This window comes from Pseudomonas sp. PDM30 (genome assembly GCF_019218985.1).
Classification (GTDB): domain Bacteria; phylum Pseudomonadota; class Gammaproteobacteria; order Pseudomonadales; family Pseudomonadaceae; genus Aquipseudomonas; species Aquipseudomonas jessenii.
In genome coordinates, this window is sequence record NZ_JAHUWM010000003.1 from 115114 (window position 1) to 140279 (window position 25166).

The 25166-nt window shown below is 59.8% G+C and carries 19 protein-coding genes; 9 read left to right on the top strand and 10 right to left on the bottom strand.

Going from position 1 to position 25166, the window contains the following annotated elements:
* Positions 1–7: 7 nt before the first annotated feature.
* From KW840_RS07900 to KW840_RS07930, 7 genes are all read right to left on the bottom strand, one after another.
* Positions 8–919: an ABC transporter permease subunit gene (locus KW840_RS07900; protein ID WP_057716449.1), complete on the bottom strand. Its 912-nt coding sequence runs from the start codon at positions 917–919 to the stop codon at positions 8–10.
* A gap of 10 nt (positions 920–929) precedes the next feature.
* Positions 930–1940: an ABC transporter permease subunit gene (locus KW840_RS07905; protein ID WP_008051717.1), complete on the bottom strand. Its 1011-nt coding sequence runs from the start codon at positions 1938–1940 to the stop codon at positions 930–932.
* A gap of 72 nt (positions 1941–2012) precedes the next feature.
* The gene (locus KW840_RS07910; protein ID WP_057716448.1) at positions 2013–3608 is read right to left on the bottom strand and encodes an ABC transporter substrate-binding protein; all 1596 of its coding nucleotides are present in this window, start codon (positions 3606–3608) and stop codon (positions 2013–2015) included.
* Positions 3609–3686: 78 nt separating this feature from the next.
* Positions 3687–5120, bottom strand: a complete 1434-nt coding sequence (locus KW840_RS07915) for an OprD family porin (protein ID WP_057716447.1) — start codon at positions 5118–5120, stop codon at positions 3687–3689.
* A 174-nt stretch (positions 5121–5294) separates the two neighbouring features.
* Positions 5295–6896, bottom strand: a complete 1602-nt coding sequence (locus tag KW840_RS07920) for an ABC transporter substrate-binding protein (RefSeq protein ID WP_218494906.1) — start codon at positions 6894–6896, stop codon at positions 5295–5297.
* Positions 6897–7199: 303 nt separating this feature from the next.
* Positions 7200–8825 carry an ABC transporter substrate-binding protein gene (locus tag KW840_RS07925; protein WP_218494908.1) on the bottom strand — a complete coding sequence of 542 codons (1626 nt, stop codon included), beginning with the start codon at positions 8823–8825 and terminating at the stop codon, positions 7200–7202.
* 445 nt (positions 8826–9270) lie between these two features.
* Positions 9271–9987, bottom strand: coding sequence for an SIMPL domain-containing protein (locus KW840_RS07930; protein ID WP_218494911.1), 717 nt, complete (start codon positions 9985–9987; stop codon positions 9271–9273).
* A gap of 372 nt (positions 9988–10359) precedes the next feature.
* On the opposite strand from KW840_RS07930, the gene KW840_RS07935 reads away from it, so the two are divergent.
* From KW840_RS07935 to KW840_RS07975, 9 genes are all read left to right on the top strand, one after another.
* Positions 10360–11622, top strand: coding sequence for an ATP-binding protein (locus tag KW840_RS07935; protein ID WP_057716443.1), 1263 nt, complete (start codon positions 10360–10362; stop codon positions 11620–11622).
* The gene (locus KW840_RS07940; protein ID WP_007973041.1) at positions 11615–12175 is read left to right on the top strand and encodes a response regulator transcription factor; all 561 of its coding nucleotides are present in this window, start codon (positions 11615–11617) and stop codon (positions 12173–12175) included. Before KW840_RS07935 ends, KW840_RS07940 begins: the two co-directional genes overlap by 8 nt.
* Before the next feature lie 97 nt (positions 12176–12272).
* Entirely contained in the window at positions 12273–14000 is a 1728-nt protein-coding gene (locus KW840_RS07945; protein ID WP_057716442.1) for an ABC transporter ATP-binding protein/permease, read from the top strand.
* A gap of 177 nt (positions 14001–14177) precedes the next feature.
* A complete protein-coding gene (locus tag KW840_RS07950; RefSeq protein WP_178081865.1) occupies positions 14178–14927 on the top strand; it encodes a FadR/GntR family transcriptional regulator in 750 nt (249 codons plus the stop codon).
* Between the two features lie 405 nt (positions 14928–15332).
* A complete protein-coding gene (gene kdgD, locus KW840_RS07955; RefSeq protein ID WP_218494912.1) occupies positions 15333–16244 on the top strand; it encodes a 5-dehydro-4-deoxyglucarate dehydratase in 912 nt (303 codons plus the stop codon).
* 61 nt (positions 16245–16305) lie between these two features.
* Entirely contained in the window at positions 16306–17751 is a 1446-nt protein-coding gene (locus KW840_RS07960; RefSeq protein WP_057716440.1) for an aldehyde dehydrogenase family protein, read from the top strand.
* A gap of 188 nt (positions 17752–17939) precedes the next feature.
* Positions 17940–19301, top strand: a complete 1362-nt coding sequence (locus KW840_RS07965) for an MFS transporter (RefSeq protein ID WP_057716439.1) — start codon at positions 17940–17942, stop codon at positions 19299–19301.
* An 11-nt stretch (positions 19302–19312) separates the two neighbouring features.
* The gene (gene garD / locus KW840_RS07970) at positions 19313–20866 is read left to right on the top strand and encodes a galactarate dehydratase (protein WP_218494913.1); all 1554 of its coding nucleotides are present in this window, start codon (positions 19313–19315) and stop codon (positions 20864–20866) included.
* A gap of 188 nt (positions 20867–21054) precedes the next feature.
* Positions 21055–21996: an AEC family transporter gene (locus tag KW840_RS07975; RefSeq protein WP_218494914.1), complete on the top strand. Its 942-nt coding sequence runs from the start codon at positions 21055–21057 to the stop codon at positions 21994–21996.
* Here KW840_RS07975 and KW840_RS07980 read toward each other — a convergent pair.
* The 3 genes from KW840_RS07980 to KW840_RS07990 all read right to left on the bottom strand — a co-directional run bounded on the left by KW840_RS07980 (position 21993) and on the right by KW840_RS07990 (position 25116).
* Entirely contained in the window at positions 21993–23474 is a 1482-nt protein-coding gene (locus KW840_RS07980; protein ID WP_218494915.1) for a PhoPQ-activated pathogenicity-related family protein, read from the bottom strand. The genes KW840_RS07975 and KW840_RS07980 overlap by 4 nt on opposite strands.
* A 203-nt stretch (positions 23475–23677) precedes the next feature.
* Positions 23678–24058 (bottom strand): carboxymuconolactone decarboxylase family protein, encoded by a 381-nt coding sequence (locus KW840_RS07985; RefSeq protein WP_046040018.1) that lies wholly within the window; start codon positions 24056–24058, stop codon positions 23678–23680.
* A complete protein-coding gene (locus KW840_RS07990; protein WP_218494916.1) occupies positions 24055–25116 on the bottom strand; it encodes a calcium/sodium antiporter in 1062 nt (353 codons plus the stop codon). Before KW840_RS07990 ends, KW840_RS07985 begins: the two co-directional genes overlap by 4 nt.
* Positions 25117–25166: the final 50 nt, after the last annotated feature.

The window sequence follows — 25166 nt, forward strand, 5'->3', positions numbered from 1 at the left end:
AATCTCCTCAGGCGGCGTTCTTGAGTTTCGGGTCCAGCGCATCGCGCAGGCCGTCGCCCATCAGGTTGATTGCCAGCACGCTGAGCAAAATGGTCAGACCAGGCAGGCTCACTACCCACCAGGCGCGTTCGATGTAGTCGCGGGCCGAAGCCAGCATGGTGCCCCACTCAGGGGTTGGCGGTTGTACGCCAAGGCCGAGGAAGCCCAGTGCGGCGGCATCGAGGATCGCCGAGGAGAAGCTCAGGGTGGCCTGAACGATCAGCGGCGCCATGCAATTAGGCAGCACGGTGACGAACATCAGGCGCGGCAGACCGGCACCGGCCAGGCGCGCGGCGGTTACGTAGTCGCGGTTCAGTTCGCCCATCACCGCAGCGCGGGTCAGACGAACGTAGGACGGCAGGGACACCACGGCGATGGCGATCACGGTATTGATCAGGCCAGGGCCGAGGATGGCGACGATCGCCACGGCCAGCAGCAGGGACGGCAGGGCCAGCATGATGTCCATCAGACGCATGATGCTCGGGCCAAGTATGCGCGGGAAGAACCCGGCGAACAGACCCAGCAGGATCCCAGGGATCAGCGACATCACCACCGACGACAAACCGATCAGCAACGACAGGCGCGAGCCCTGGATCAGGCGCGACAGCAGGTCGCGACCCAGTTCATCGGTGCCGAGCAGGAACTGCATCTGTCCACCTTCCAACCAGGCCGGCGGGGTCAGCAGGAAATCACGGTATTGCTCGCTCGGGTCGTGAGGGGCAACCCACGGGGCGAAGATGGCGCAGAAAATCACCAGCAGCATGAACATCAGGCCGGCGACGGCACCTTTGTTCTTGGAAAACGCTTGCCAGAATTCTTTGTACGGAGACGGGTACAGCAGGCTTTGATCGACTGCTACCGATGGAATTGGAGTGGTCATGGTCATGATCTCAGCGCTGATGACGGATGCGAGGGTTGGCAAAGCCGTAGAGGATGTCCACTACGAAGTTGACCACAATCACCAGGCAGGCGATTAACAGGATGCCGTTTTGCACAACGGGATAATCCCGGGCGCCAATGGCTTCGATCAGCCATTTGCCGATGCCGGGCCACGAGAAGATGGTTTCGGTCAGGACCGCACCGGCCAACAGGGTGCCGACTTGCAGGCCGACCACGGTGAGCACCGGGATCAGCGCGTTGCGCAGGCCGTGTACGAACACCACGCGTGCCGGCGACAGGCCTTTGGCCTTGGCGGTGCGGATGTAGTCTTCACGCAGCACTTCGAGCATCGACGAACGGGTCATCCGCGCGATCACGGCCAGCGGAATGGTGCCGAGCACAATGGCCGGCAGGATCAGGTGGTGCAGGGCGTCGAAGAAGGCGTCCGGCTCGTCGGCCAGCAGCGTATCGATCAGCATGAAGCCGGTGCGTGGCTCGATGTCATACAGCAGGTCGATCCGCCCGGATACCGGGGTCCAGCCCAGACTTACCGAGAAGAACATGATCAGGATCAGGCCCCACCAGAAGATCGGCATCGAGTATCCCGCCAGGGAGACACCCATCACTCCATGGTCGAACAGGGATCCTCGCTTGAGTGCCGCGATCACCCCGGCCAGAAGGCCCAGGATGCCGGCGAACAACAGGGCGGCCATGGACAGTTCCAGGGTCGCGGGGAACAGGGAGGTGAATTCGCTCCACACGCTTTCACGGGTACGCAGGGATTCCCCGAGATCGCCGTGGGCCAGCTTGCCGATGTAATCCAGGTACTGGGCATACAGGGGTTTGTTCAGACCTAGGCGTTCCATTGCCTGAGCGTGCATTTCGGGATCGACCCTACGTTCTCCCATCATGACTTCTACGGGGTCGCCCGGGATCATGCGAATCAACGCGAAAGTCAGCAAGGTGATGCCGAAGAACGTGGGGATCAGTAACCCCAGTCGGCGGGCAATAAAACTAAACATCGTGTGTTGTACCTCATCAGCCGGTTAGGCGTGCCCGGCATGCCTGGGTCAGGAATGCCGGGAGTTTTCTTATTACTTCACCTGGGTGGTGGCGAAGTTATTCGTGGTGAGGGGGCTAATGTGATAGCCCTCTACGTTGTTGCGCATTGCGGTAAACATTCTAGTGTGCGCCATGCTGATCCACGGCTGGTCCTGGTTGAAAATAACCTGGGCCTGTTCGTAGAGCGCTGCGCGTTCGGCCGGATCGGTTTTTTCCCGGGCCTGGTCGAGCAGCGCCTGGAACTTGTCATTGCACCAGCGTGCGTAGTTTTCTCCGTTCTTGGCCGCTTCACAACTGAGCATAGGCGTCAGGAAGTTATCCGGGTCGCCGTTATCACCCGCCCATCCGGCGGAAACCATGTCGTGCTCGCCGTTTTTGGCGCGTTTGAGCATTTCGCCCCATTCCATCACGCGGATGTCGATCTTGATCCCGACCTTGGCCAGGTCGGCTTGCATCATCTGCGCGCCGAGCATCGGGTTCGGGTTGGTCGGACCGCCACCGTTGCGGGTGAACAGGGTGAAGGTGGTGCCTTCCGGTACGCCGGCTTCCTTGAGCAGGGCGCGAGCCTTGTCCAGATCACGGGCCGGGTTTTTCAGGCTGTGGTTGTAGCCCAGCAGGGTGTCCGGGTACGGGTTGACCGCGGCGGTCGCATTGCCCTTGCCGAACAACGCATTGACGTATGCCTCTTTGTCGAAGGCGATGTCGATGGCTTTGCGCACCCGCACATCACTCATGTATTTGTGCGTGGTGTTCATGGCGATGTAGGAAACGGTCATCGCGTTCAGTTCATCGACTTTCAGCTTGTCGTCTTTCTTGATGCTCGGAATGTCATCCGGCTTTGGATAGAGCGCGACCTGGCACTCGTTGGCCTTGAGCTTCTGCAGGCGCACGTTGTTGTCGGTGGCGATGGCCAGGATCAACGCATCGGCTGGCGGTTTGCCACGGAAGTAGTCCGGGTTGGCCTTGAAGCGGACCTGGGCGTCCTTGTTATAGCGCTGGAAGACGAACGGGCCAGTGCCGATCGGCTTGTTGTTCAGGTCGCCGGTCTTGTTCGCTTTGAGCAACAGGTCGGCGTACTCGGCGGAGTAGATCGAGGAGAAAGCCATGGCGATGTCGGCCAGAAACGGTGCTTCGCGACGGGTCAGGGTGAACTTGACCGTGTTGTCGTCGACTTTCTCGACGCTCTTGAGCAGTTCCTTGAAGCCCATGCTTTCAAAGTACGGGAAGCCCACGCTCGACAGCTTGTGCCACGGATGATTCGGGTCCAGCTGACGCTGGAAGCTCCAGACCACGTCGTCGGCATTCATGTCGCGGGTCGGCTTGAAGTATTCGGTGGTGTGGAACTTTACGCCTTTACGCAGATGGAACGTGTAGGTCAGGCCGTCTTCGCTGATGTCCCAGGAGTCGGCCAGTGCCGGAATCACGTCGGTGGTGCCGGGCTTGAAGTCTGCCAGGCGATTGAAGATGGTTTCGGCCACGGCATCGGCGGTGACTGCAGTCGTGTACTGGACCATGTCGAAGCCTTCGGGGCTGGCTTCCGTGCAAACCACCAGGGGCTTGGCCGAAACACCGACAGCGACACTGAGCAACGCGGCCGCGATGGCCGCACGTAGGGGAAGCATTTTCATCAAGAACCCTCTGCAATCAGTTAAAGGACAAAAGCCGAACGGCCGATTCGTCACTGAATCAGCCGTTCGGCACGGGCATTACAGGATGTTGAACGGAACCGTGGTCACGAGGCGGAACTCGTTGATGCTGCCGTCAGCCTGGTTTTCGCTGGCACGGTGAGCGGTGTAGGTGCCGCGAATCGTGGTGGCCTTGAGCGGGCCGCTCTGCACGGCGTAGGTCGCGCCGATGCCGTATTCATAATGGTGTTCGCCATCCTGGGACTGGATGCCGTCGTAACCCTTGCCTGCCACGCCGCCGTTGCCGGTGTAGTGAGTGCCGTCGATACCCCAGCCGCGAGCCTGGTAGATGTTGAACTTCAGGCCCGGCACGCCGTATTCGGCCATGTTCAGACCGTAGGCAACCTGGAACGATTTTTCGTTCGGGCCGTTGAAGTCCGACAACAGGGAGTTGGCCAGGTAGATGCCGTTGGTTTCGTGCAGGTAGTCGAAGTACTCGTTACCGTTCACTTCCTGGTACGAGAAGGTCAGGGTGTGGGCCTGGTGGGTCAGGCCGAACGACAGCGAGTAGGTGTCGTTGTCGATGTCGCCGATCAGGGCTTTACCGGTTTCCTTGGTTTTGTAGTAGTTCAGGCCGGTGGTCAGGCTCAGTACCTGGCTGTCGCCCAGTACGTGAGAGGCGCCGAAGTAGTACTGGTTCCAGATATCTTCAGCCTGGGTCGCCCAGAGACTGGTGGTCAGGCTGGCGAACGGGTTGTAGGTGATACCGCCGGTGTAGACGTGGTCGGTTTCGACGATGCCGTTTGCGTATTCGGTGCGGAATTTGCGCTGGCTTTCTTCGGTACGCGGTGAGTTGCGGTCGAAGGTGGCCAGGTCGAAGGCCAGGTTGTTCAGCTCTTCGCTGTGGAGGGCTACGCCCTGGAAGCTCGAAGGCAGTGCACGGTTACCGATCACGTCGACCATCGGGCTGCTGAAGTTCATGCGGCCGGCGGTCAGGGTGCTGTTGGAGACACGAGCCTTGACGTTGGCCAGGCCCAGTTTGCTCCACTGGCCTTGAGCGTCGCCGCCCTCTTTGGTCAGGGTACGGTTGTTGCCCGCGCCTGGACGAGTGCCCGGTGCGCCGCCGTTGTTGGACGCCAGGTCTTTGCGGTCCTGGTCCAGTGCGATGGCGTTGTACGCCGCCACCTCAGTGCTGAAGCCAACGGTGCCTTCGGTGAAGCCCGAGTTGTACTTGAGGATGGTGCCCTGGACCCAGTTGATCCGGCGATCGGTCGGGGTCGAAACGCCGTCTTTTTTGTAGGCGAACTTGGCGCCGCGTTGCAGTTGTTCGTTGGCGTACCAGTTGCGCGTGGTGCCGGTGATCGACTGGCCTTCGATAAAGCCGGTGGCTTCGCTTTGGGCGCTTTTCTCGTTCACGGTAACCGGGGTGAAAGCCTGGCTTTGGGTTTCTGCGTAAGCCGTGGCGGTTACGCTGCTGATGGCCATGGCCAATAACGCGGTGCTGCTCAGTTTCATGGGTAAAGCTCCTTACTTTCTTTTTTTTATGCCGGTCTTTTTTTGTGATCCGGCTATTGGTTTAGAACTCATTCACGGCATCGCAAACGTTTGCTGTCAGCCAAATTGGCAAAAGACGGCAAAGCGTCTGCGTGAGGGCGGAAAATCCGCCCTCCGGCATTTCTGGCTAATCGGTTATTTTTCTATGCTGACACCCGAGAAAACATTGCGACCGAACGGGCTCACCTTGAACCCTTCGATTTTGGCGCTCAGCGGCTGGTTGACCGTCGAGTGGGCGACTGGCGTCATCGGCACTTGCTGCTTGAGCAATTGCTGCGCCTGTTTGTAGAGCAGGGTGCGCTGGTCGCGGTCGGTGACGACCTTGGCCTGCTTGATCAGCTTGTCGTAAGCCGGATCACACCACATCGAGTAGTTGTTGCCGCCAATGGCGTCACAGCTGTAGAGCGTGCCCAGCCAGTTGTCCGGGTCACCGTTGTCGCCGGTCCAGCCGATCAGGCTGATGTCGTGTTCGCCATTCTTGGTGCGCTTGATGTACTCGCCCCACTCATAACTGACGATCTTGACCTTGAGGCCGATCTTCGCCCAGTCAGCCTGGAGCATCTCGGCCATCAACTTGGCGTTGGGGTTGTACGGACGCTGGACCGGCATGGCCCAGAGGGTGATTTCGGTGCCTTCCTTGACGCCGGCAGCCTTGAGCAATTCCTTGGCTTTTTCCGGGTTATAGGCGGCGTCCTTGATAGTCTCGTCGTAGGACCATTGGGTCGGCGGCATGGCGTTTACCGCCAGTTGCCCCGCGCCCTGGTAGACGGCATTGAGAATGCCTTGCTTGTTCACCGCCATGTCCAGCGCCTGGCGTACTTCAAGCTGGTCGAACGGTTTGTGGCGCACGTTGTAGGCGATGTAGCCAAGGTTGAAACCGGGCTTCTCGATCAGTTGCAGGGCCGTGTCGTTCTTCAGTGCGGGCACATCGGCAGGGCGCGGGTGCAGGGTGATCTGGCACTCGCCGGCCTTGAGTTTCTGCACGCGCACCGAGGCGTCGGTGTTGATGGCGAAAATCAGGTTATCGAGCTTGACCCGGTCAGGGGCCCAGTAATGCTTGTTGCCGGTGTAACGGATGTTCGAGTCTTTCTGGTAGCTCTTGAACACGAACGGCCCGGTGCCGATCGGCTTCTGGTTGATGTCGCTCGGCTTGCCTTCGGCCAGCAGCTTGTCGGCGTATTCGGCCGAAAGGATGGCGGCGAAGCTCATGGCGATGTTCTGGATGAACGCGGCGTCCACGCTATTGAGCATAAAGACCACGGTCAGTGGCCCGGTCTTTTCGACCTTGGCGATGTTCTTGTTCAGGCTCATGCCGTTGAAGTACGGAAACTCTGTCGGATAAGCCTTACGGAAAGGTTGCTGCGGGTCGAGCATGCGATTGAAAGTGAACAGCACGTCGTCGGCGTTGAAGTCGCGGGTCGGCGTGAAGTATTTGGTGGTATGAAACTTCACCCCTTCGCGCAGGTGAAACGTGTATTTGAGGCCGTCCTCGGAAATATCCCAGCTCGTGGCCAGGCCCGGTACGACGTTGGTCGCGCCTTTTTCAAACTCAGCCAACCGGTTGTACAGCGGCTCGGCGGCGTCGTTGTCGGTCGCAGTGGTGTACTGCGCCGTGTCGAAACCGGCGGGGCTGCCTTCGGAGCAGAACACCAGGCTGTTGTTGGCGGCCTGGCTGATGGAAGTGGCGACCAACAGGCCGGTGCCCAGCAATGCGGATAAAACCAAGGTATGGCGCATAACGCTCCCTTCTCTCTCAAAGTGTTTTCAATGAGTCGCCGTCCCGTCCGCGGACGTAGAGGCATCACTGATTTCAAGCCATGCGCGCAGCATTAACCGATGACCCACGCGTGCACTGGTCAGATCCCGACGGTATGAGCCACGGGTCCGGCAGTAAATGCGTAGAGTCCTAAAGACTCGTAGGAAATGGCAACGCGTCCTCGCCCGATGCTGTAGTCAGCTGCGGACTAGGATGTAGGCGAATTCCTGCTTTCTCGGAAGATAAAGCAACGGCGACGTCAGGAACGTCGCCGTTGCAAAACCTTATTTGCTGACGCTGACGCCGTAGAAGGAGTTCAAGCCAAATGGGCTGATCTTGAAGTCCTGCACGTTGGCGCGCATGGGTTGGAACACCGTCGAGTGAGCGATAGGTGTCATAGGCACAGCATCCTTGAGGACGTGTTGCGCCTGTTTGTACAGTTCGGTGCGTTTGCTTTGGTCCGAAGTGCGCTTGGCTTGCTTGACGATGTCGTCAAACTTCTTGTCGCACCATTTGGAGAAGTTGTTGCCTTCCAGCGAGTCGCAGCCGAACAGCACGTTCAGCCAGTTGTCCGGGTCACCGTTGTCGCCGCTCCAGCCAATCAGCATCGCGCCGTTCTCGCCGCCCTTGGAGCGCTTGATGTACTCGCCCCACTCGTAGCTCTGGATCTTGACCTTGAGGCCGATCTTGGCCCAGTCGGACTGCAGCATTTCTGCCATCAGCTTGGCGTTCGGGTTGTACGGACGCTGAACCGGCATCGCCCACAGGACGATTTCGGTACCTTCCTTGACGCCGGCTTCCTTGAGCAGCTCCTTGGCTTTCTCGGGATCGTACTTGGCGTCCTTGATGGTGGTGTCGTAGGACCACTGGGTCGGCGGCATGGCGTTGACCGCCAGTTGGCCGGCGCCCTGGTACACGGAGTCGATGATCTGCTGCTTGTTGACGGCCATGTCCATGGCCTGGCGCACTTTCAACTGCGACATCGGGTTTGGCTTGTCGTCGCCCTTGATCTTGTCCATCACGTTGTAGGCGATGTAGCCCAGGTTGAACCCCGCCTGCTCAGGCATCTTCAAGGACTTGTCTTCCTTGAGCGCCTTCAGGTCGGCCGGACGAGGGAACAGGGTGACCTGGCACTCGTTCTTCTTCAGCTTCTGGATGCGTACCGACGGGTCGGTGGTGATGGCGAAGATCAGGTTGTCGATCTTCACGTCGTCAGGCTTCCAGTAGTCCTTGTTTCCTGTGTAGCGGATGTTGGAGTCTTTCTGGTAGCTCTTGAACACGAACGGGCCGGTGCCGACCGGCTTCTGGTTGATGTCGGCGGCCTTGCCTTCCTTGAGCAGCTGGGCAGCGTACTCGGCGGACTGGATCGAGGCGAAGCTCATGGCCATGTTCTGGATGAACGCGGCATCAACGTCCTTGAGGGTGAACTTGACCGTGTGGTCGTCGACTTTATCGATCTTGGTGATGTTGGTATCCATCCCCATGTCGGTGAAGTACGGGAATTCGGTCGGGTACGCTTTGCGGAATGGATCATCCTTGTTAATCATGCGATTAAAGGTGAACAGCACGTCGTCGGCGTTGAACTCACGAGTCGGTTTGAAATACGGGGTAGTGTGGAACTTGACGCCTTCACGCAGGTGGAAGGTGTAGGTCAGGCCGTCATCGGAAACGTCCCACTTGGTCGCCAGCCCAGGAACCACGGCGGTGCCGCCACGTTCGAACTGGGTGAGGCGGTTGAACATGGTTTCTGCAGAGGCGTCGAAGTCGGTTCCGGTGGTGTATTGACCTGGATCGAAACCGGCCGGGCTCCCTTCGGAGCAGAACACCAGGTTAGTCGCTGCTTGGGCGAACGGTGCGCTGGCTAACAAGCTTGCGCCAACTAAGAACGGAATGACCGCGTGTTTAAGCATGGTGGCCTCATGATTTGTTGTCATTTTTGGAATTAGAGGACGACCTCGTGAGTCGTGCCTGCGGATACTTATGCAGGGGCCATACCCAATGCAAGATCCAGAGTGACTACAAGCCTTAAACGGTGGCACGAACGTACCTTAATGTCGCATTTGTATAATTCCTGACGCATTTGACCGTTTGCGCGGCGTTTTTATGGTGCAAATGACGCACTTTTACAGTGCGCTCCTGACTCGGGTTGCTCCCGCGTGGGGCGGGGTGTTACTTATTCATACCCCGGATTGAGGGGTGGGCATGGCGTGAATAAGAGTGGTTATTGTTGTACCGATAGTGGCCAATCGACGGCTTTTCTCGGGGGACCTATCCAGTTATAGCTCATGCCTGAAAACTGCCAAAAAAAACGGCGATCATTTTCATGATCGCCGTTTTTGTTTACGGGCTACCGATTCAAGGCATCAGCACTTCAATCGAGCCATCGGCGGTCATGCTGACCTGGCTGGTGCCGGCCTCGACATCCGGCGTCACCGGTGCGCTGTCCATGGCGGCGGCTTTCATCATCATCGGCGCGCGCATGTAAGGCTGTGGATAACCGTTGCTGTTGAGGTTCAGGTTGACGATTTTGTAGCTCTTGCCGCCAAGGGCGTCGGTGGCCAGTTGGGCGCGGGCCTTGAAGGCGGTCACGGCGTCCTTGAGCAAGGCGTCTTCGCTGGCCTTGCGGGTCGGGGTGGCGATAGCGAAGTCCATGCCGCCCATTTTCAGGTCGGTGAGCAGTTCGCCGGTCAGCTTCGACAGCGCAGCGAAGTCCGGGCTTTCCAGGCGCAATTCGGCGCGCTCGCGCCAGCCGGTGATTTTCTGGCCCTTGGTGTCATAGATCGGGTAGCTGTTGCGGCTGCCCTGGCGCAGAGTGATGTCCTTGACTTGCTTGGCCTTGGCCAGCGCCTTGTTCATGGTGGTGCTGACATCGGCGGCGAGTTTGGCCGGGTCGGTGTTCTGTTCTTCGGTGTAGAGGGTCACGATCATCAGGTCGCGGGCCACTTCCTGACTGACTTCGGCGCGCAGGGAAATCTGGTTGTAATGAAGCTCGTCGGCGGCCAGGGCCGGGAGGCTGGCGACGGTGCCAACGCTCATGGCGAGGAGGGCGGCGCTGCGGCGGAATGTGTGCATGAAGGCTCCTTGAAAGGTGCGCAGGGGTATGGTCCGGACCTGCGTGAAACCATCAGACTCTAGCTTTTAAGCTCCGGTTCGCACAGTTACAACTTCTATACAGATGGAACTCAGGTGGCCCTGTGGCGAGGGGGCTTGCCCCCGTCGGACTGCGCAGCAGTCCCAAAACCTGCACCGCGTTATGACAGTTAGATCGCATCGACCTATTTGCGACTGCTTCGCAGCCGAACGGGGGCAAGCCCCCTCGCCACAGTTGTCATCGCCCGCGAAATTTTGGGTAGCACTGTGGCCGTTTGCCGCACTTTTGCCTGTCAGCCCCCGCGCTTGGTTATACTCCCTGCGATCCGCCTGGAGCGCTCATCAGGAGAGCTCATGCTCGCCCCCGTTCAAATCACTTCCGCCACTCGCCAGAACCTCTGGCGGCTGACGTTCATCCGCACGTTGGTGCTGGCCGCCCAGGCCGGTTCCGTTGGCCTGGCCTACTGGCTCGAATTGCTGCCGCTGCCCTGGTTTCAATTGGCGGCGACGCTCGCATGTTCAATGCTGCTGTGCGTGTTCACGGCCATTCGCCTGCGTACCTCGTGGCCGGTGACCGAGCTCGAATACGCCGTGCAACTGGCCTGCGATCTGTTTATCCACAGCGCATTGCTGTATTTCTCCGGTGGCTCGACCAACCCCTTCGTCTCCTATTACCTGGTGCCGCTGACCATTGCCGCCGTGACCTTGCCGTGGCGTTACTCGGTGATCCTGTCGGGTATCGCGTTGACGATGTACACGCTGTTGCTGGCGCAGTTCTATCCGCTGCAAACCTTCCCGATCGCCCGGGAAAACCTGCAGGTGTACGGAATGTGGCTGAGCTTCGCCCTGGCTGCAGCGGTGATCACGTTTTTCGCCGCGCGCATGGCCGAAGAGCTGCGTCGTCAGGAAGAGTTGCGCGCCATTCGCCGCGAAGAAGGCCTGCGCGATCAGCAACTGCTGGCCGTCGCCACCCAGGCCGCCGGTGCGGCCCATGAACTGGGCACGCCGTTGGCGACCATGAGTGTGCTACTCAAGGAAATGCGCCAGGATCATCATGATCCGATGTTGCAGGACGACCTGAGCGTGCTGCAGGATCAGGTCAAGCTGTGTAAAGAGACCTTGCAGCATCTGGTACGCGCCGCCGAGGCCAATCGTCGGTTGGCGGTGGAGATGCAGGACGTCACCGATTGGCTTGATGAAGCCCTCAATCGCTGGCACCTGATGCGTCCGGAAGCCAGTTATCGCTTCCAGCGCCTCGGCCAGGGCCCGGTCCCCCGGATGGCGCCGCCGCCGGACCTGACCCAGGCTTTGCTGAATCTGTTGAACAACGCTGCCGATGCCTGCCCCGAAGGGCTGCAAGTGACGCTGGACTGGGATTGGGAAAACCTCACCATCAGCATTCGTGACCATGGCGCCGGTGTGCCGCTGGCCATCGCCGAGCAAATCGGCAAGCCGTTTTTTACCACCAAGGGCAAAGGCTTCGGCCTGGGCCTGTTTTTGAGCAAGGCCAGCGTGACACGCGCCGGCGGCTCAGTGAAACTCTACAGTCATGAGGAAGGTGGCACGCTCACCGAGCTGCGCCTGCCCCGTGTCGCCCGAGGAGACGAACATGAGTGAAGAGATCCAAGTCGAAGGCGAAGAACTGCCGCATTTGTTGCTGGTCGATGACGACGCCACATTCACCCGCGTCATGGCCCGCGCCATGGCCCGCCGCGGTTTTCGCGTCAGCACTGCCGGTTCCGCCGAGGAAGGCCTGGAGCTGGCCAAGGCCGATCTGCCGGATTACGCCGCCCTGGACCTGAAGATGGACGGCGATTCCGGCCTGGTGCTGCTGCCCAAATTGCTGGAAATGGACCCGGAAATGCGCGTGGTGATCCTCACCGGTTACTCGAGCATTGCCACTGCCGTCGAGGCGATCAAGCGCGGTGCCTGCAACTACCTGTGCAAGCCGGCGGACGCCGACGACGTGCTGGCGGCGCTGCTGTCCGAGCACGCCGACCTCGACAGCCTGGTGCCGGAAAACCCGATGTCCGTGGACCGCCTGCAGTGGGAGCACATCCAGCGCGTGCTGACCGAACACGAAGGCAACATCTCCGCCACCGCCCGTGCCCTGGGCATGCACCGCCGCACCCTGCAGCGCAAACTGCAGAAGCGTCCCGTTCGCCGCTGAACCTGCGCTGAACGAATGCGGGCCGTATCTCGCGAAAAACCGGGCCGATCATCTATGATCGGTTCGTGTGTGTACTTTTTTCTATCGAGCCTTATCCATGAATCAGAACGCTGAGTATTCCGCGGTCAACGACGCTGTGCGCGGGCAGTTTTTTCGCAAAGTGTGGGCGATGATCACGCCTTACTGGCGCAGTGAAGAAAAGGTCAAAGCCTGGACTCTGCTGATCGCCGTGATTGCGCTGTCGCTGATCAGCGTAGGGATCTCGGTGTGGTTCAACACCTGGTACAAGGATTTCTACAACGCGCTGCAACAAAAGGACGAGGAGGCATTCTGGCGGCTGATCCTGTATTTCTGCGGGATTGCTGCGGTGGCGATCGTCGGCGCGGTGTATCGGCTGTACCTGACGCAGATGCTGACGATCCGCTGGCGGGCATGGCTCACCGAAAAGCATTTCACCCGCTGGCTGGGTGACAAAAACTACTACCAGCTGGAGCAGGGCGGTTACACCGATAACCCGGACCAGCGGATTTCCGAAGACCTCAACAACTTCACCTCCAACACCCTTGAGCTGGGTATCGGGCTGCTGCGCAATATCGTCAGCCTGGTGTCGTTCTCGATCATCCTGTGGGGTGTGTCGGGCAGTATTGAAGTATTCGGCATCACCATTCCCGGCTACATGTTCTGGTGCGTGCTGGTTTACGCGGTGGTCGGCAGCTGGTTGACGCATTTGATCGGTCGTCGCCTGATCGGCCTGAACAACCAGCAACAACGCTTCGAAGCTGACCTGCGTTTCTCCATGGTGCGAATTCGCGAGAATGCCGAAAGCATCGCGTTGTACAACGGAGAGCCGAACGAAAACCGCCGGTTGAGCAGCCGCTTCGGGATGGTCTGGCATAACTTCTGGGACATCATGAAGGTGTCCAAGCGCCTGACGTTCTTCACCGCAGGTTACAGCCAGGCCGCGATCATCTTCCCCTTCATGGTTGCCGCCCCGCGTTACCTTTCCGGCAAGATCGAACTGGGCGAGCTGATGCAAATCAGCTCGGCGTTCGGCAATGTGCAGGAGAGCTTCAGCTGGTTTATCAGTGCCTACCAGAGCCTCGCTTCCTGGCGCGCCACCTGCGATCGTCTGTTGAGCTTCCACCAGGCCATGCGTGACAACGAAGAACGTGCGCCGGCCATCGACGTCCAGAATTCGGGCTCGGTGCTGAAGGTGCACAACCTCGGCCTCGACCTGGCTGAAGGTCGTCACCTGCTGACCAACGCCGACATGACCGTGAAGGAGGGCGAGCGTGTGATGCTCAGCGGTCGTTCCGGCAGCGGCAAGTCGACCCTGCTGCGGGCGATGGGGCATCTGTGGCCGACCGGCCACGGCAGTATTCGCCTGCCATCGGCGCGCTACCTGTTCCTGCCGCAAAAACCGTATTTGCCGATTGGCACCCTGCGTGATGTCCTCAGTTATCCACAGCCCGGCGATACCTATCCGAACGAGCGCTACGCGCAGGTGCTGGAAACCTGCCGCTTGCCGCACCTGATTGCCCGTCTCGACGAAGCCAACCACTGGCAGCGCATGTTGTCGCCGGGTGAGCAGCAGCGCCTGGCCTTCGCCCGTGCGCTGCTTTATGCACCGCAATGGCTGTACATGGATGAGGCCACCTCGGCGATGGACGAAGAAGACGAGGCCACGCTTTATCAGGCGCTGATCGACGAATTGCCGGGGCTGAGCATCGTCAGTGTCGGCCATCGCAGCAGCCTGAAGCGCTTCCACCCTCGGCACATTCGTATCGAGAATGGCCATCTGGTGGACCAGGCTGTGACTGCATAACACCACAATCCCTTGTAGGAGCGAGCTTGCTCGCGATGGTGGCTAACGATAACGCGTGCTTCCTGAAGACACGCGGCGCTTGCCAGTCCATCGCGAGCAGGGGTGGTGGTGATCGTACAACCGCGTTGCGCTATGATGCGGTTTCAGCCGCCGATTTTTTCGAGACAGATGTTCACCATGGAAAACCCGAACGACGTACCACGCCTCCCACGCAAGCGCCGCAGCCTCGCTCAGGAACTGGTGACGGTGCTGTCGGAGCAGATCCGCGACGGCCATCTCAAGCGTGGCGACAAGTTGCCCACCGAGTCGGCCATCATGGATGCCCATGGTGTCAGCCGCACGGTGGTGCGCGAGGCGATTTCCCGTTTGCAGGCGGCAGGGCAAGTGGAAACCCGCCACGGTATCGGCACCTTCGTGCTCGACACGCCGAGCCCGAGCGGTTTCCGTATCGACCCGGCGACTGTGGTAACCCTGCGAGATGTGCTGGCGATCCTGGAACTGCGCATCAGTCTGGAAGTGGAGTCTGCTGGGCTGGCGGCGCAACGTCGCAGTCCGGAACAACTGGCCAACATGCGCGCCGCCCTCGATGCGTTGAATGAAAGTGCCGCTCACGCCAGTGACGCCGTGGCTTCGGACTTCGCCTTCCACCTCGAAATCGCGCTGTCCACCGGCAACCGCTACTTCACCGACATCATGACCCACCTGGGCACCAGCATCATTCCGCGCACACGGCTGAACTCCGCGCGTCTGGCCCATGACGACCAGCAGCACTACATGAGTCGCCTGAGCCGTGAGCACGAAGAAATCTACGACGCCATTGCCCGTCAGGATTCCGATGCGGCGCGGGCCGCCATGCGTTTGCACCTGACCAACAGCCGTGAGCGGTTGCGTCATGCCCATGAAGAGGCTGAGGCGCAGCGCGGATAAGAAATCTGACTCCGGTAATCCCTCGCCTGATCTGCCGCCATCGCGAGCAAGCTCGCTCCCACAGTGTCTTGTGTCGATCGTAGAGTCGAGATCACACACAGCCCCCTGTGGGAGCGAGCTTGCTCGCGATTGGGCCGTAAGCCACACCAGAAAAAGCCTCGTTCCTACTGATTTCTCTTCTGACAACGTATCTCTGATACGCCTACGGTCGCGACTTTTTTCCTCCGCGCTCTTAGGTTGGAGAGCCTCTGATTTGCTGGTTTCCTGATCCGTTTGTCCAACAATTTTCACCCGCAGCGATGAAATGCAGTTGACGGTTGTATTTTAAGTTGTACGATGACCTACAACTTCAGCGCAGGCTGAACGGTTTTCTCACACAACGTCGCAATCCAGGGTGTTCGAATAATGAATCCACAAGAACTGAAGTCCATCCTCTCTTCCGGTCTGCTGTCTTTCCCGGTTACCGATTTCAATGCACAGGGCGACTTCAACCGCGCGGGTTACATCAAGCGTCTGGAATGGCTGGCCCCATACGGTGCCTCGGCTCTGTTCGCCGCAGGCGGCACCGGTGAGTTCTTCTCTCTGGCGGCCAGCGAATATTCGCAAATCATCAAGACTGCGGTCGACACTTGCGCCACCAGCGTGCCAATCCTGGCGGGTGTCGGCGGTTCGACCCGCCAGGCGATCGAATATGCACAGGAAGCCGAGCGTCTGGGCGCCAAAGGTCTGCTGCTGCTGCCGCACTACCTGACCGAAGCCAGCCAGGACGGCGTTGCCGCCCACGTTGAAGCCGTGTGCAAGTCGGTCAACATCGGCGTGGTGGTCTACAACCGTAACGTCTGCCGCCTGACCGCGCCGCTGCTGGAGCGTCTGGCCGAGCGCTGCCCGAACCTGATCGGCTACAAGGATGGCCTGGGTGATATCGAGTTGATGGTGTCGATCCGTCACCGCCTCGGTGATCGCTTCAGCTACCTGGGTGGCTTGCCGACCGCCGAAGTCTACGCCGCGGCCTACAAGGCACTGGGCGTGCCGGTCTACTCCTCGGCGGTGTTCAACTTCATTCCGAAAACCGCGATGGACTTCTACCACGCGATCGCTCGCGAAGATCACGCCACCGTCGGCAAGATCATCGACGACTTCTTCCTGCCGTACCTGGACATCCGTAACCGCAAAGCCGGTTATGCCGTAAGCATCGTCAAGGCCGGGGCAAAAATTGCCGGCTACGACGCAGGTCCTGTGCGTGCACCGCTGACCGATCTGACCGGCGAAGAGTACGAAATGCTCGCCGCGCTGATCGACAAGCAGGGTGCGCAGTAACACATCCGTTCAAGTAAGGCCGCTGAGCAATCAGCGGCCTTTTGCGTGAGGAGATCTCAAAGTGGCAGATACAAAGCGTTTCGATAACTACATCAACGGCGAATGGGTTGCCGGTGGCGATTATTCGACCAACATCAACCCGTCCGAACTGACCGACGCCATCGGCGACTACGCCAAGGCTGATCTGGCTCAGGTCCACGCTGCCATCGACGCCGCCCGTGCCGCGTTCCCGGCCTGGTCCACGTCCGGCATTCAGGCGCGTCACGATTCCCTGGATAAAGTCGGCACTGAGATCCTCGCCCGTCGCGAAGAACTCGGCACCCTGCTGGCCCGGGAAGAGGGCAAGACCCTGCCTGAAGCCATCGGCGAAGTGACCCGCGCCGGCAATATCTTCAAGTTCTTCGCTGGCGAGTGCCTGCGCCTGTCCGGCGACTACCTGCCGTCGGTGCGTCCGGGCGTCAACGTTGAAGTCACTCGCGAAGCTTTGGGCGTGGTCGGTCTGATCACCCCGTGGAACTTCCCGATCGCCATCCCGGCATGGAAAATCGCCCCGGCCCTGGCCTACGGCAACTGCGTCGTGCTCAAACCCGCAGACCTGGTTCCAGGTTGCGCCTGGGCCCTGGCCGAAATCATCTCCCGCGCAGGCTTCCCGGCCGGTGTGTTCAACCTGGTGATGGGCAGCGGTCGCGTGGTGGGCGATGCACTGGTCCACAGCCCGAAAGTCGACGGCATCAGCTTCACAGGCTCCGTGGGCGTGGGTCGTCAGATCGCTGTCAGCTGTGTATCGCGCCAGGCCAAAGTCCAGTTGGAAATGGGCGGCAAGAACCCGCAGATCATTCTCGACGACGCCGACCTCAAGCAAGCGGTCGAGTTGTCAGTGCAGAGCGCGTTCTACTCCACCGGCCAGCGTTGCACCGCTTCCAGCCGCTTTATCGTCACCGCCGGGATTCACGACCAGTTCGTCGAAGCCATGGCCGAGCGCATGAAGTCGATCAAGGTCGGCCATGCATTGAAGGCGGGTACCGATATAGGTCCGGTGGTCTCGCAAGCGCAACTCGAGCAGGACATGAAGTACATCGACATCGGCCAGTCCGAAGGTGCGCGTCTGGTCAGCGGCGGTGGTCTGGTGACGTGCGACACCGAGGGCTACTTCCTCGCGCCAACCCTGTTTGCCGACAGCGAAGCTTCGATGCGCATCAGCCAGGAAGAGATCTTCGGCCCAGTGGCCAACATCGTCCGCGTCGCCGATTACGAAGCCGCGCTGGCCATGGCCAACGACACCGAGTTCGGGCTGTCGGCGGGCATTGCCACCACCTCGCTGAAGTACGCCAACCACTTCAAACGCCACTCCCAGGCCGGGATGGTGATGGTCAACCTGCCGACCGCCGGTGTGGATTACCACGTTCCGTTCGGTGGGCGTAAAGGTTCATCCTATGGATCACGTGAGCAAGGTCGCTATGCGCAAGAGTTCTACACGGTCGTGAAGACCAGCTACATCGGTTCGTAACAAGAAACACCGCGGTATTGGCAACGATACCGCGCCCCCTGTAGGAGCGAGCTCTGCTCGCGATGGTCTCGAGATCGCGAAGTTCAGCCTGATGCCCAGCGTCATCGTTGACGACCATCGCGAGCAAGCTCGCTCCTACAAAGCACCGTTATTACCCGCATAAAAATAATCAGTGGGAGTACATCTACATGCAATCGACCCAGAAGCCGACTCACGTCCGCTATTTGATCCTGCTCATGCTGTTTCTGGTGACCACAATCAACTACGCCGACCGGGCTACCATCGCAATCGCTGGCTCCAGCCTGCAAAAAGACCTCGGCATCGACGCCGTGACCCTCGGCTACATCTTCTCCGCATTCGGTTGGGCCTATGTGGCCGGGCAAATCCCCGGCGGGTGGCTACTGGACCGTTTTGGCTCGAAAAAAATCTACGCATTGAGCATCTTCACCTGGTCGCTGTTCACCGTGCTGCAAGGCTTCGTCGGTGAATTCGGCATGTCCACGGCGGTGGTTGCGCTGTTCATGCTGCGCTTCCTGGTGGGCCTGGCTGAAGCGCCGTCTTTCCCTGGTAACGCCCGAATCGTTGCGGCGTGGTTCCCGACTGCTGAACGCGGTACGGCCTCGGCGATCTTCAACTCGGCGCAATACTTCGCCACCGTGCTGTTCGCTCCGCTGATGGGCTGGATCGTCTACTCCTTCGGCTGGGAGCACGTGTTCATCGTCATGGGTATCCTGGGCATCATCTTCTCGCTGGTCTGGCTGAAAGTGATCTACAGCCCGCGCGAACACCCACGGATCAACGATGCTGAGTTCAAGCACATCTCCGAAAACGGCGGCATGGTCGACATGGACCAGAAGGGCAAGAAGTCCGACGGTCCGAAGTGGGATTACATCCGCCAATTACTGACCAACCGCATGATGCTCGGCGTGTACCTGGGCCAGTACTGCATCAACGGCATCACTTACTTCTTCCTGACCTGGTTCCCGGTGTACCTGGTGCAGGAGCGCGGCATGACCATCCTCAAGGCCGGTTTCATCGCGTCCTTGCCGGCAATCTGCGGCTTCATCGGTGGTGTGCTCGGCGGGGTGATTTCCGATTACCTGTTGCGCAAGGGCCATTCCCTGACCTTCGCCCGCAAGGCGCCGATCATTGCTGGCCTGCTGGTTTCCAGCAGCATCGTGGCGTGCAACTACGTGGACGTAGAATGGATGGTCGTCGGCTTCATGGCCCTAGCGTTCTTCGGCAAAGGCGTCGGCGCACTGGGCTGGGCCGTGGTGTCCGACACTTCGCCGAAGCAGATCGCCGGTCTGAGCGGCGGCCTGTTCAACACCTTCGGTAACATTGCTTCGATCACCACTCCAATCGTGATCGGTTACATCATCAGCTCCACCGGTTCATTCAAGTGGGCGTTGGTGTTCGTCGGTTGCAACGCACTGGTTGCGGTGTTCAGCTACCTGGTGATCGTGGGCCCGATCAAGCGCGTGGTGCTCAAAGAGCCACCAGCGAACGGTACTGAAGCCCCAGGCAAATTGTCTCAAGCGCATTCCTGAGGAGCGGCGTCATGCAGTTGATTGAACATTCCGACTCGCCGCGCTACATCCGCATGCACGAGCGGGACAACGTAGTGATCGTGGTCAATGATCAGGGTGTACCGGCCGGCACCGAGTTTGCGGACGGTCTGGTTACCGTGGATTTCGTGCCGCAGAGCCACAAGGTCACCCTGGAAGACATTCCCGAAGGTGGCCAGGTGATTCGTTATGGCCAGGTCATTGGCTATGCCTTGCAGCCGATTCCCCGCGGCAGTTGGGTCAAGGAAGATCAACTGCGCATGCCGACCGCGCCACCGCTGGACAGCCTGCCGCTGTCCACCGACGTGCCGGCCGCGCAGGCACCGCTGGAGGGCTTCACTTTCGAGGGTTATCGCAACGCCGACGGCACCGTCGGCACGCGCAACATTCTCGGCATCACTACCACCGTGCAGTGCGTGACCGGAGTACTGGATCATGCGGTCAAGCGTATCAAGGACGAGTTGCTGCCCAAGTACCCGCACGTCGATGACGTGGTGGCGCTGACCCACAGCTACGGCTGTGGCGTGGCCATCACCGCCACCGACGCGTACATCCCGATCCGCACCGTGCGCAACCTGGCACGCAACCCGAACCTGGGTGGCGAAGCCTTGGTGATCAGTCTGGGCTGCGAGAAATTGCAGGCTGGGCAAGTGATGCACGAGAACGACAGCTCGGTGGATTTGAGCGAGCCATGGCTGTACCGCTTGCAGGATTCCAGTCACGGCTTCACCGAGATGATCGAGCAGATCATGGAACTGGCCGAGACGCGCTTGAAGAAGCTCGATCAACGTCGCCGGGAAACCGTGCCGGCATCCGAGTTGATCCTGGGCATGCAATGCGGTGGCAGTGATGCGTTCTCCGGCATCACCGCCAACCCGGCGCTCGGTTATGCCTCGGACCTGCTGCTGCGGGCCGGTGCGACGGTGATGTTCTCCGAAGTCACCGAAGTGCGCGATGCGATTTATCTGCTGACCTCCCGCGCGGAAAACCAGGACGTCGCCCAGGAACTGGTGCGGGAAATGGACTGGTACGACCGCTACCTGGCCAAGGGCGAGGCGGATCGCAGTGCCAACACCACGCCGGGCAACAAGAAGGGCGGGTTGTCGAACATTGTCGAGAAATCCCTGGGCTCGATCGTCAAGTCCGGCAGCAGCGCGATCAACGGCGTGCTTGGCCCTGGCGAGCGATTCAAGCGCAAAGGCCTGATCTTCTGCGCGACCCCGGCCAGCGACTTTGTCTGCGGGACCTTGCAGTTGGCGGCGGGGATGAACCTGCACGTGTTCACCACCGGTCGTGGCACGCCTTACGGGCTGGCCATGGCGCCGGTGGTGAAGGTATCGACCCGGACCGAACTGGCGCAACGCTGGCCGGACCTGATCGACATCGACGCCGGGCGTATTGCCACCGGCCGGGCTTCCATCGAAGATCTTGGCTGGGAGTTGTTCCACTACTATCTGGACGTGGCCAGCGGCAAGAAGCAGACGTGGGCCGAGCAGCACAAGCTGCATAACGACATCACCTTGTTTAACCCGGCGCCGATCACCTAAGACCGAGTCGCCTTCATCGCGAGCAAGCTCGCTCCCACAGTGGATTTTCGCCGTGCACAGATTTTGTGTTCGGCACTGGAAAAATGTGGGAGCGAGCTTGCTCGCGATATCGGTCTAACAGACGCCAGGGGACTTGGTGGCTTATCATTAGCCCCCTAACGACACCCACCCCCCAAGGTCATCCCGGCATGCTGGCAATTTTCCTCGAAACCCTGAACATCACCGCGCCGGTGTTCGTCATGCTGTTTCTGGGGGGGCTGCTCAAGCGCATCGACTGGATCAACGACAATTTCATCCACACCGCGTCAGAATTGGTGTTCAACGTCACCATGCCGGCGTTGCTGTTTTTGGGCATCCTGCATGCCGACCTGCACGCGGCATTGCAGCCGGCGCTGCTGATCTATTTTTCCCTTGCGACCCTGGTGTGTTTTGCCATCGCCTGGGTTTGGGCGATCTGGAAGTGCCCGCGGGAAGATCGGGGGATCTACACCCAAGGTGCCTTTCGCGGTAACAACGGGGTCATTGGCCTGGCGCTGGCGGCAAGCATGTACGGCGACTACGGGATTTCCCTCGGAGCGATCCTGGCGGCGCTGGTGATCCTGTTCTACAACACCCTTTCGACCATCGTGCTGGCGGTGTACAGCCCGGTGATCAAGTCCGATCCGTGGAGCATCTGCAAAAGCGTGTTCAGCAATCCGCTGATCATCAGCGTGATTGCGGCTGCACCCTTCGCCTATTTCAAGATCGGCTTGCCCGGCTGGCTGGAAACCTCCGGCCAGTACCTGGCGCAAACCACGTTGCCGCTGGCGCTGATCTGCATCGGCGGCACGCTGTCGCTGGCGGCGCTGCGCAAAAGCGGTTCGATGGCGTTCAGTTCGAGCCTGGTGAAAATGCTCGGTCTGCCGATCCTGGCGACACTCGGTGCGTGGCTCTGGGGCTTCCGTGGTGCGGAGCTGGGGATTCTGTTTTTGTACTTCGGCAGCCCGACGGCAGCGGCCAGTTTCGTCATGGCCCGGGCGGCGGATGGCAATCATGAACTGGCGGCGGCGATTATCGTGATCACCACGTTGATGGCGGCGGTGACCACTAACGTCGGGATCTTCTTTTTGCAGTGGGGTGGCTGGATTTAACGCCTCTGTTCATCGGCCAGGGTTTTGCACGCCGGTTCGATAACCGGAGGCGCCTGGGTCGGATAGTGCGTGGGTATGACCTGAACCGGGGTCGTCACGACGAAGCCATCGGCAAAAGTCGTTTCGACAAAGGTCGCTTTCCAGCCATTTTCCGGTGTGTCGATCTGCATGTCGGCGTTGAACGGGTCCGTGAGTTTTACGTCTTCAGGCGCGTACTGGATGCCACAGGGGTGACGAAAGTCCCGGGCGACCGGATTTACCGCCGTCCACTGAACCACTCGCACCGGTGTCTCGGAAAAGTGCAGCCCCATCCCTTGTGATGAAACGTGCGGGTTCGAGCGCATGGAAATGACCGGCAAAGGCTTGTCCTGTTGCCAGCGATTGATGACCGGTATCAGCGAGTTCTCGATGAACCGGTTGATACCGTAGTGGCTCGCATTGGGAGCGACTCGCAAAGCTTTCGGACCTGGCAATTGATCGAAGAAATACTGCGAATTGTCTGGCAGGAAAAAATCGTCGCTGCTGGCATTGACGATGTATTTCGGAATCGCCAGGCGATCGGCATAGCGGGTTTGCAGGTAGCTTAACGGGTCTTCGATTTTCATCAGGTGTGCGAAGTTTTCAGTCTTGATCTGTTGGGTGATGCCCTCGTGATGGTAGTCAAAAAATGCCAGTGGCCAGTTCTTTCCATAGGCTTGCCAGGTATGTTCAAGCACATTGTCCGTGCCCAGTACGTCGATCACAAAAGGCACGATGGCCATGATCCGGTCATCTGCAATCGCCGCCAGCCAAGTGGTCCAGCCACGTTTTGATGCGCCGCTGGCAATGAAACGGTCTATTCCCCAGGGTTGCAGCTCCTTTTGCGCGAGGTCCATGGCCTTGACCATCGACACCACCATGGGCAGGCGCACCGACATGTACGGGCGCTGGTGCGGGGCATCGAGAAAGAGTTTCCAGCTGTGGGCGACACTGGCATCTTCCGTGCGCGCTATGCCGTCGTCGGCATAGGTCAGGTACTGGTTCGGAACGTTGCTGACTGAAATGACAATCGTGCGTGTTTTGCGCGCCACTTCAAGTGCCATGGCTTCGGTAAAGTCCGTCGGATCGTCGGCGTTGTTCTGCCCTGCGTTGGGGGTTCCGTTATTGGCCACCAGCAGTGACTGGGCGCGCAGGGCATTGTCCGGGATGTAGATGTCCACGGTGTGTTTCCACTGCGCGGGGCTGACCAATCCCTGCGGCGACCATTGCTGGGAGGACAGGTCGAAACTGCGCTTTTCCACACCTGGAAATGTCGTGTTGCCTTTGGCGGTGTAAACCAGTGGATTGGCGTCTTCGGCTTTCTTGTAGCAGGCAAGCACTTCGCTGAAGTCTTGATTGCTGGCCTCGAAACACGCCTGGGCAGAGGCATGTATCGAGCTGCTGACGAGCAGACTGGATAACATCAATTTCGACAATACGTACCGGGCGGGCAATCCCATGGGAACCTTCCTTGTAAAGCCGGGGGGGCTGGGTACAACGAAGATGCGCCGGCCTTCCCCTGGCGGTTTTTAGTCGGCGCAGTGTGTCGAAAGGAGGTGTGGATGAACAGGTTTGGCGGGGCGCCTTTTATTGTCGAAATATGTGGTTGAGCCGTTCAGTCACGAGCGTTACCGAGGGCTGTGGTCCGCTCTGGCGATGGTGATCACTCCGGCTTCTGGTAACTGTCGATCACTTCCTGCGCCGCCCGAAACGCATCGATCGCCGCCGGCACACCGGCATACACCGCGCAATGCAGCAGCGCTTCGCGAATTTCATCCACAGTGCAGCCGTTGTTCAGCGCACCGCGTACGTGACCTTTCAGCTCCTGCGGGCACTTGAGTGCGGTCAGGGCGGCAAGGGTGATCAGGCTGCGGGTTTTCAGCGGCAGGCCTTCGCGATTCCACACGCCGCCCCAGGCGTGCTCATTGACGAAGTCCTGCAGCGGCTGGGTGAACTCGGTGGCGTTGCCCAGTGCGCGGTCGACGAAGGCGTCGCCCATCACTTGGCGGCGGACTTCAACGCCGGGTTTTTTATTCTCGGTCATGGGACTTCCTTCTTATGGTGTTGGCGACGCCAGGCGCGAAGTGACGTGAACAGCAAAAACGCTACCAGCGCTGGCAGGACGAATAACAGCATCAAGTGTTCCAGCTTGCCGGCCAGTGGCATGCCGGTGGTGAACGACACCACGTGCAGCCCATACGCCAGGTACAAACCCAGAAACAGCAGGCCTTCGGCGCGGGTCACCCGATAGCCGGAGTAGAACACCGGCAGGCACAGCGCCGCGATGCCGAGCATCACCGGCAGGTCGAAATCCAGGGCGTTGGGCGACACCGACAGCGGTGACGGTGCCACGAGCGCGGTAAAGCCGAGCACGCCCAGGAGGTTGAACAGGTTGCTGCCAATCACGTTGCCCACGGCAATATCGCGTTCGCCGCGTATAGCCGCGATCAACGAAGTGGCGAGCTCAGGCAGTGAGGTGCTGACGGCGACGATGGTCAGGCCGATGATCCGCTCCGACAACCCAAGGTCGGTAGCGACCGCAACGGCCGCCCCCAGCAGCAAGTGCCCGGCGTACACCAGCATCGCCAGTCCGGCGACGATCATCAGCAGGCTGCTCAGCCATGGCGCCTGGCCGTTGTGATCATGGCTCGATACCGGGCGTGCCGAGTGTCGCGACTGACGCAGCAACAAGCCCAGGTAAATCGCCAGCGCCGTCAGCAACATCACGCCGTCGGCCCGGGTCAGATCTTCATTCCAGGCGAGTACGAACACCAACAGGCTGGCGCCGATCATCAACGGAATATCCAGGCGCACCAATTGTCGGGAAACCCGCAGCGGAATGATCAGCGCAGACAACCCGAGGGTGACGAGGATGTTGAAAATGCTGCTGCCGATCACACTGCCGACGGCGATGTCGGCATTGTGCGCCAGGGTCGCTTGCAGGCTGACCGCCATCTGCGGTGCGCTGCTGCCGAGGGCGACGATAGTCAGGCCGATGATCAGCGGTCGTACGTGCAATCGCGCGGCGATGCGTACGGCGGCGCGCACCATCAATTCGGCGCCGACAATCAGCAGGAGCAATCCGCTGAGCAATTCGATCACGCTGATCAGGGGTAAATCGGCTAATCCGAAAATGGTCGGGGCTCCATCGG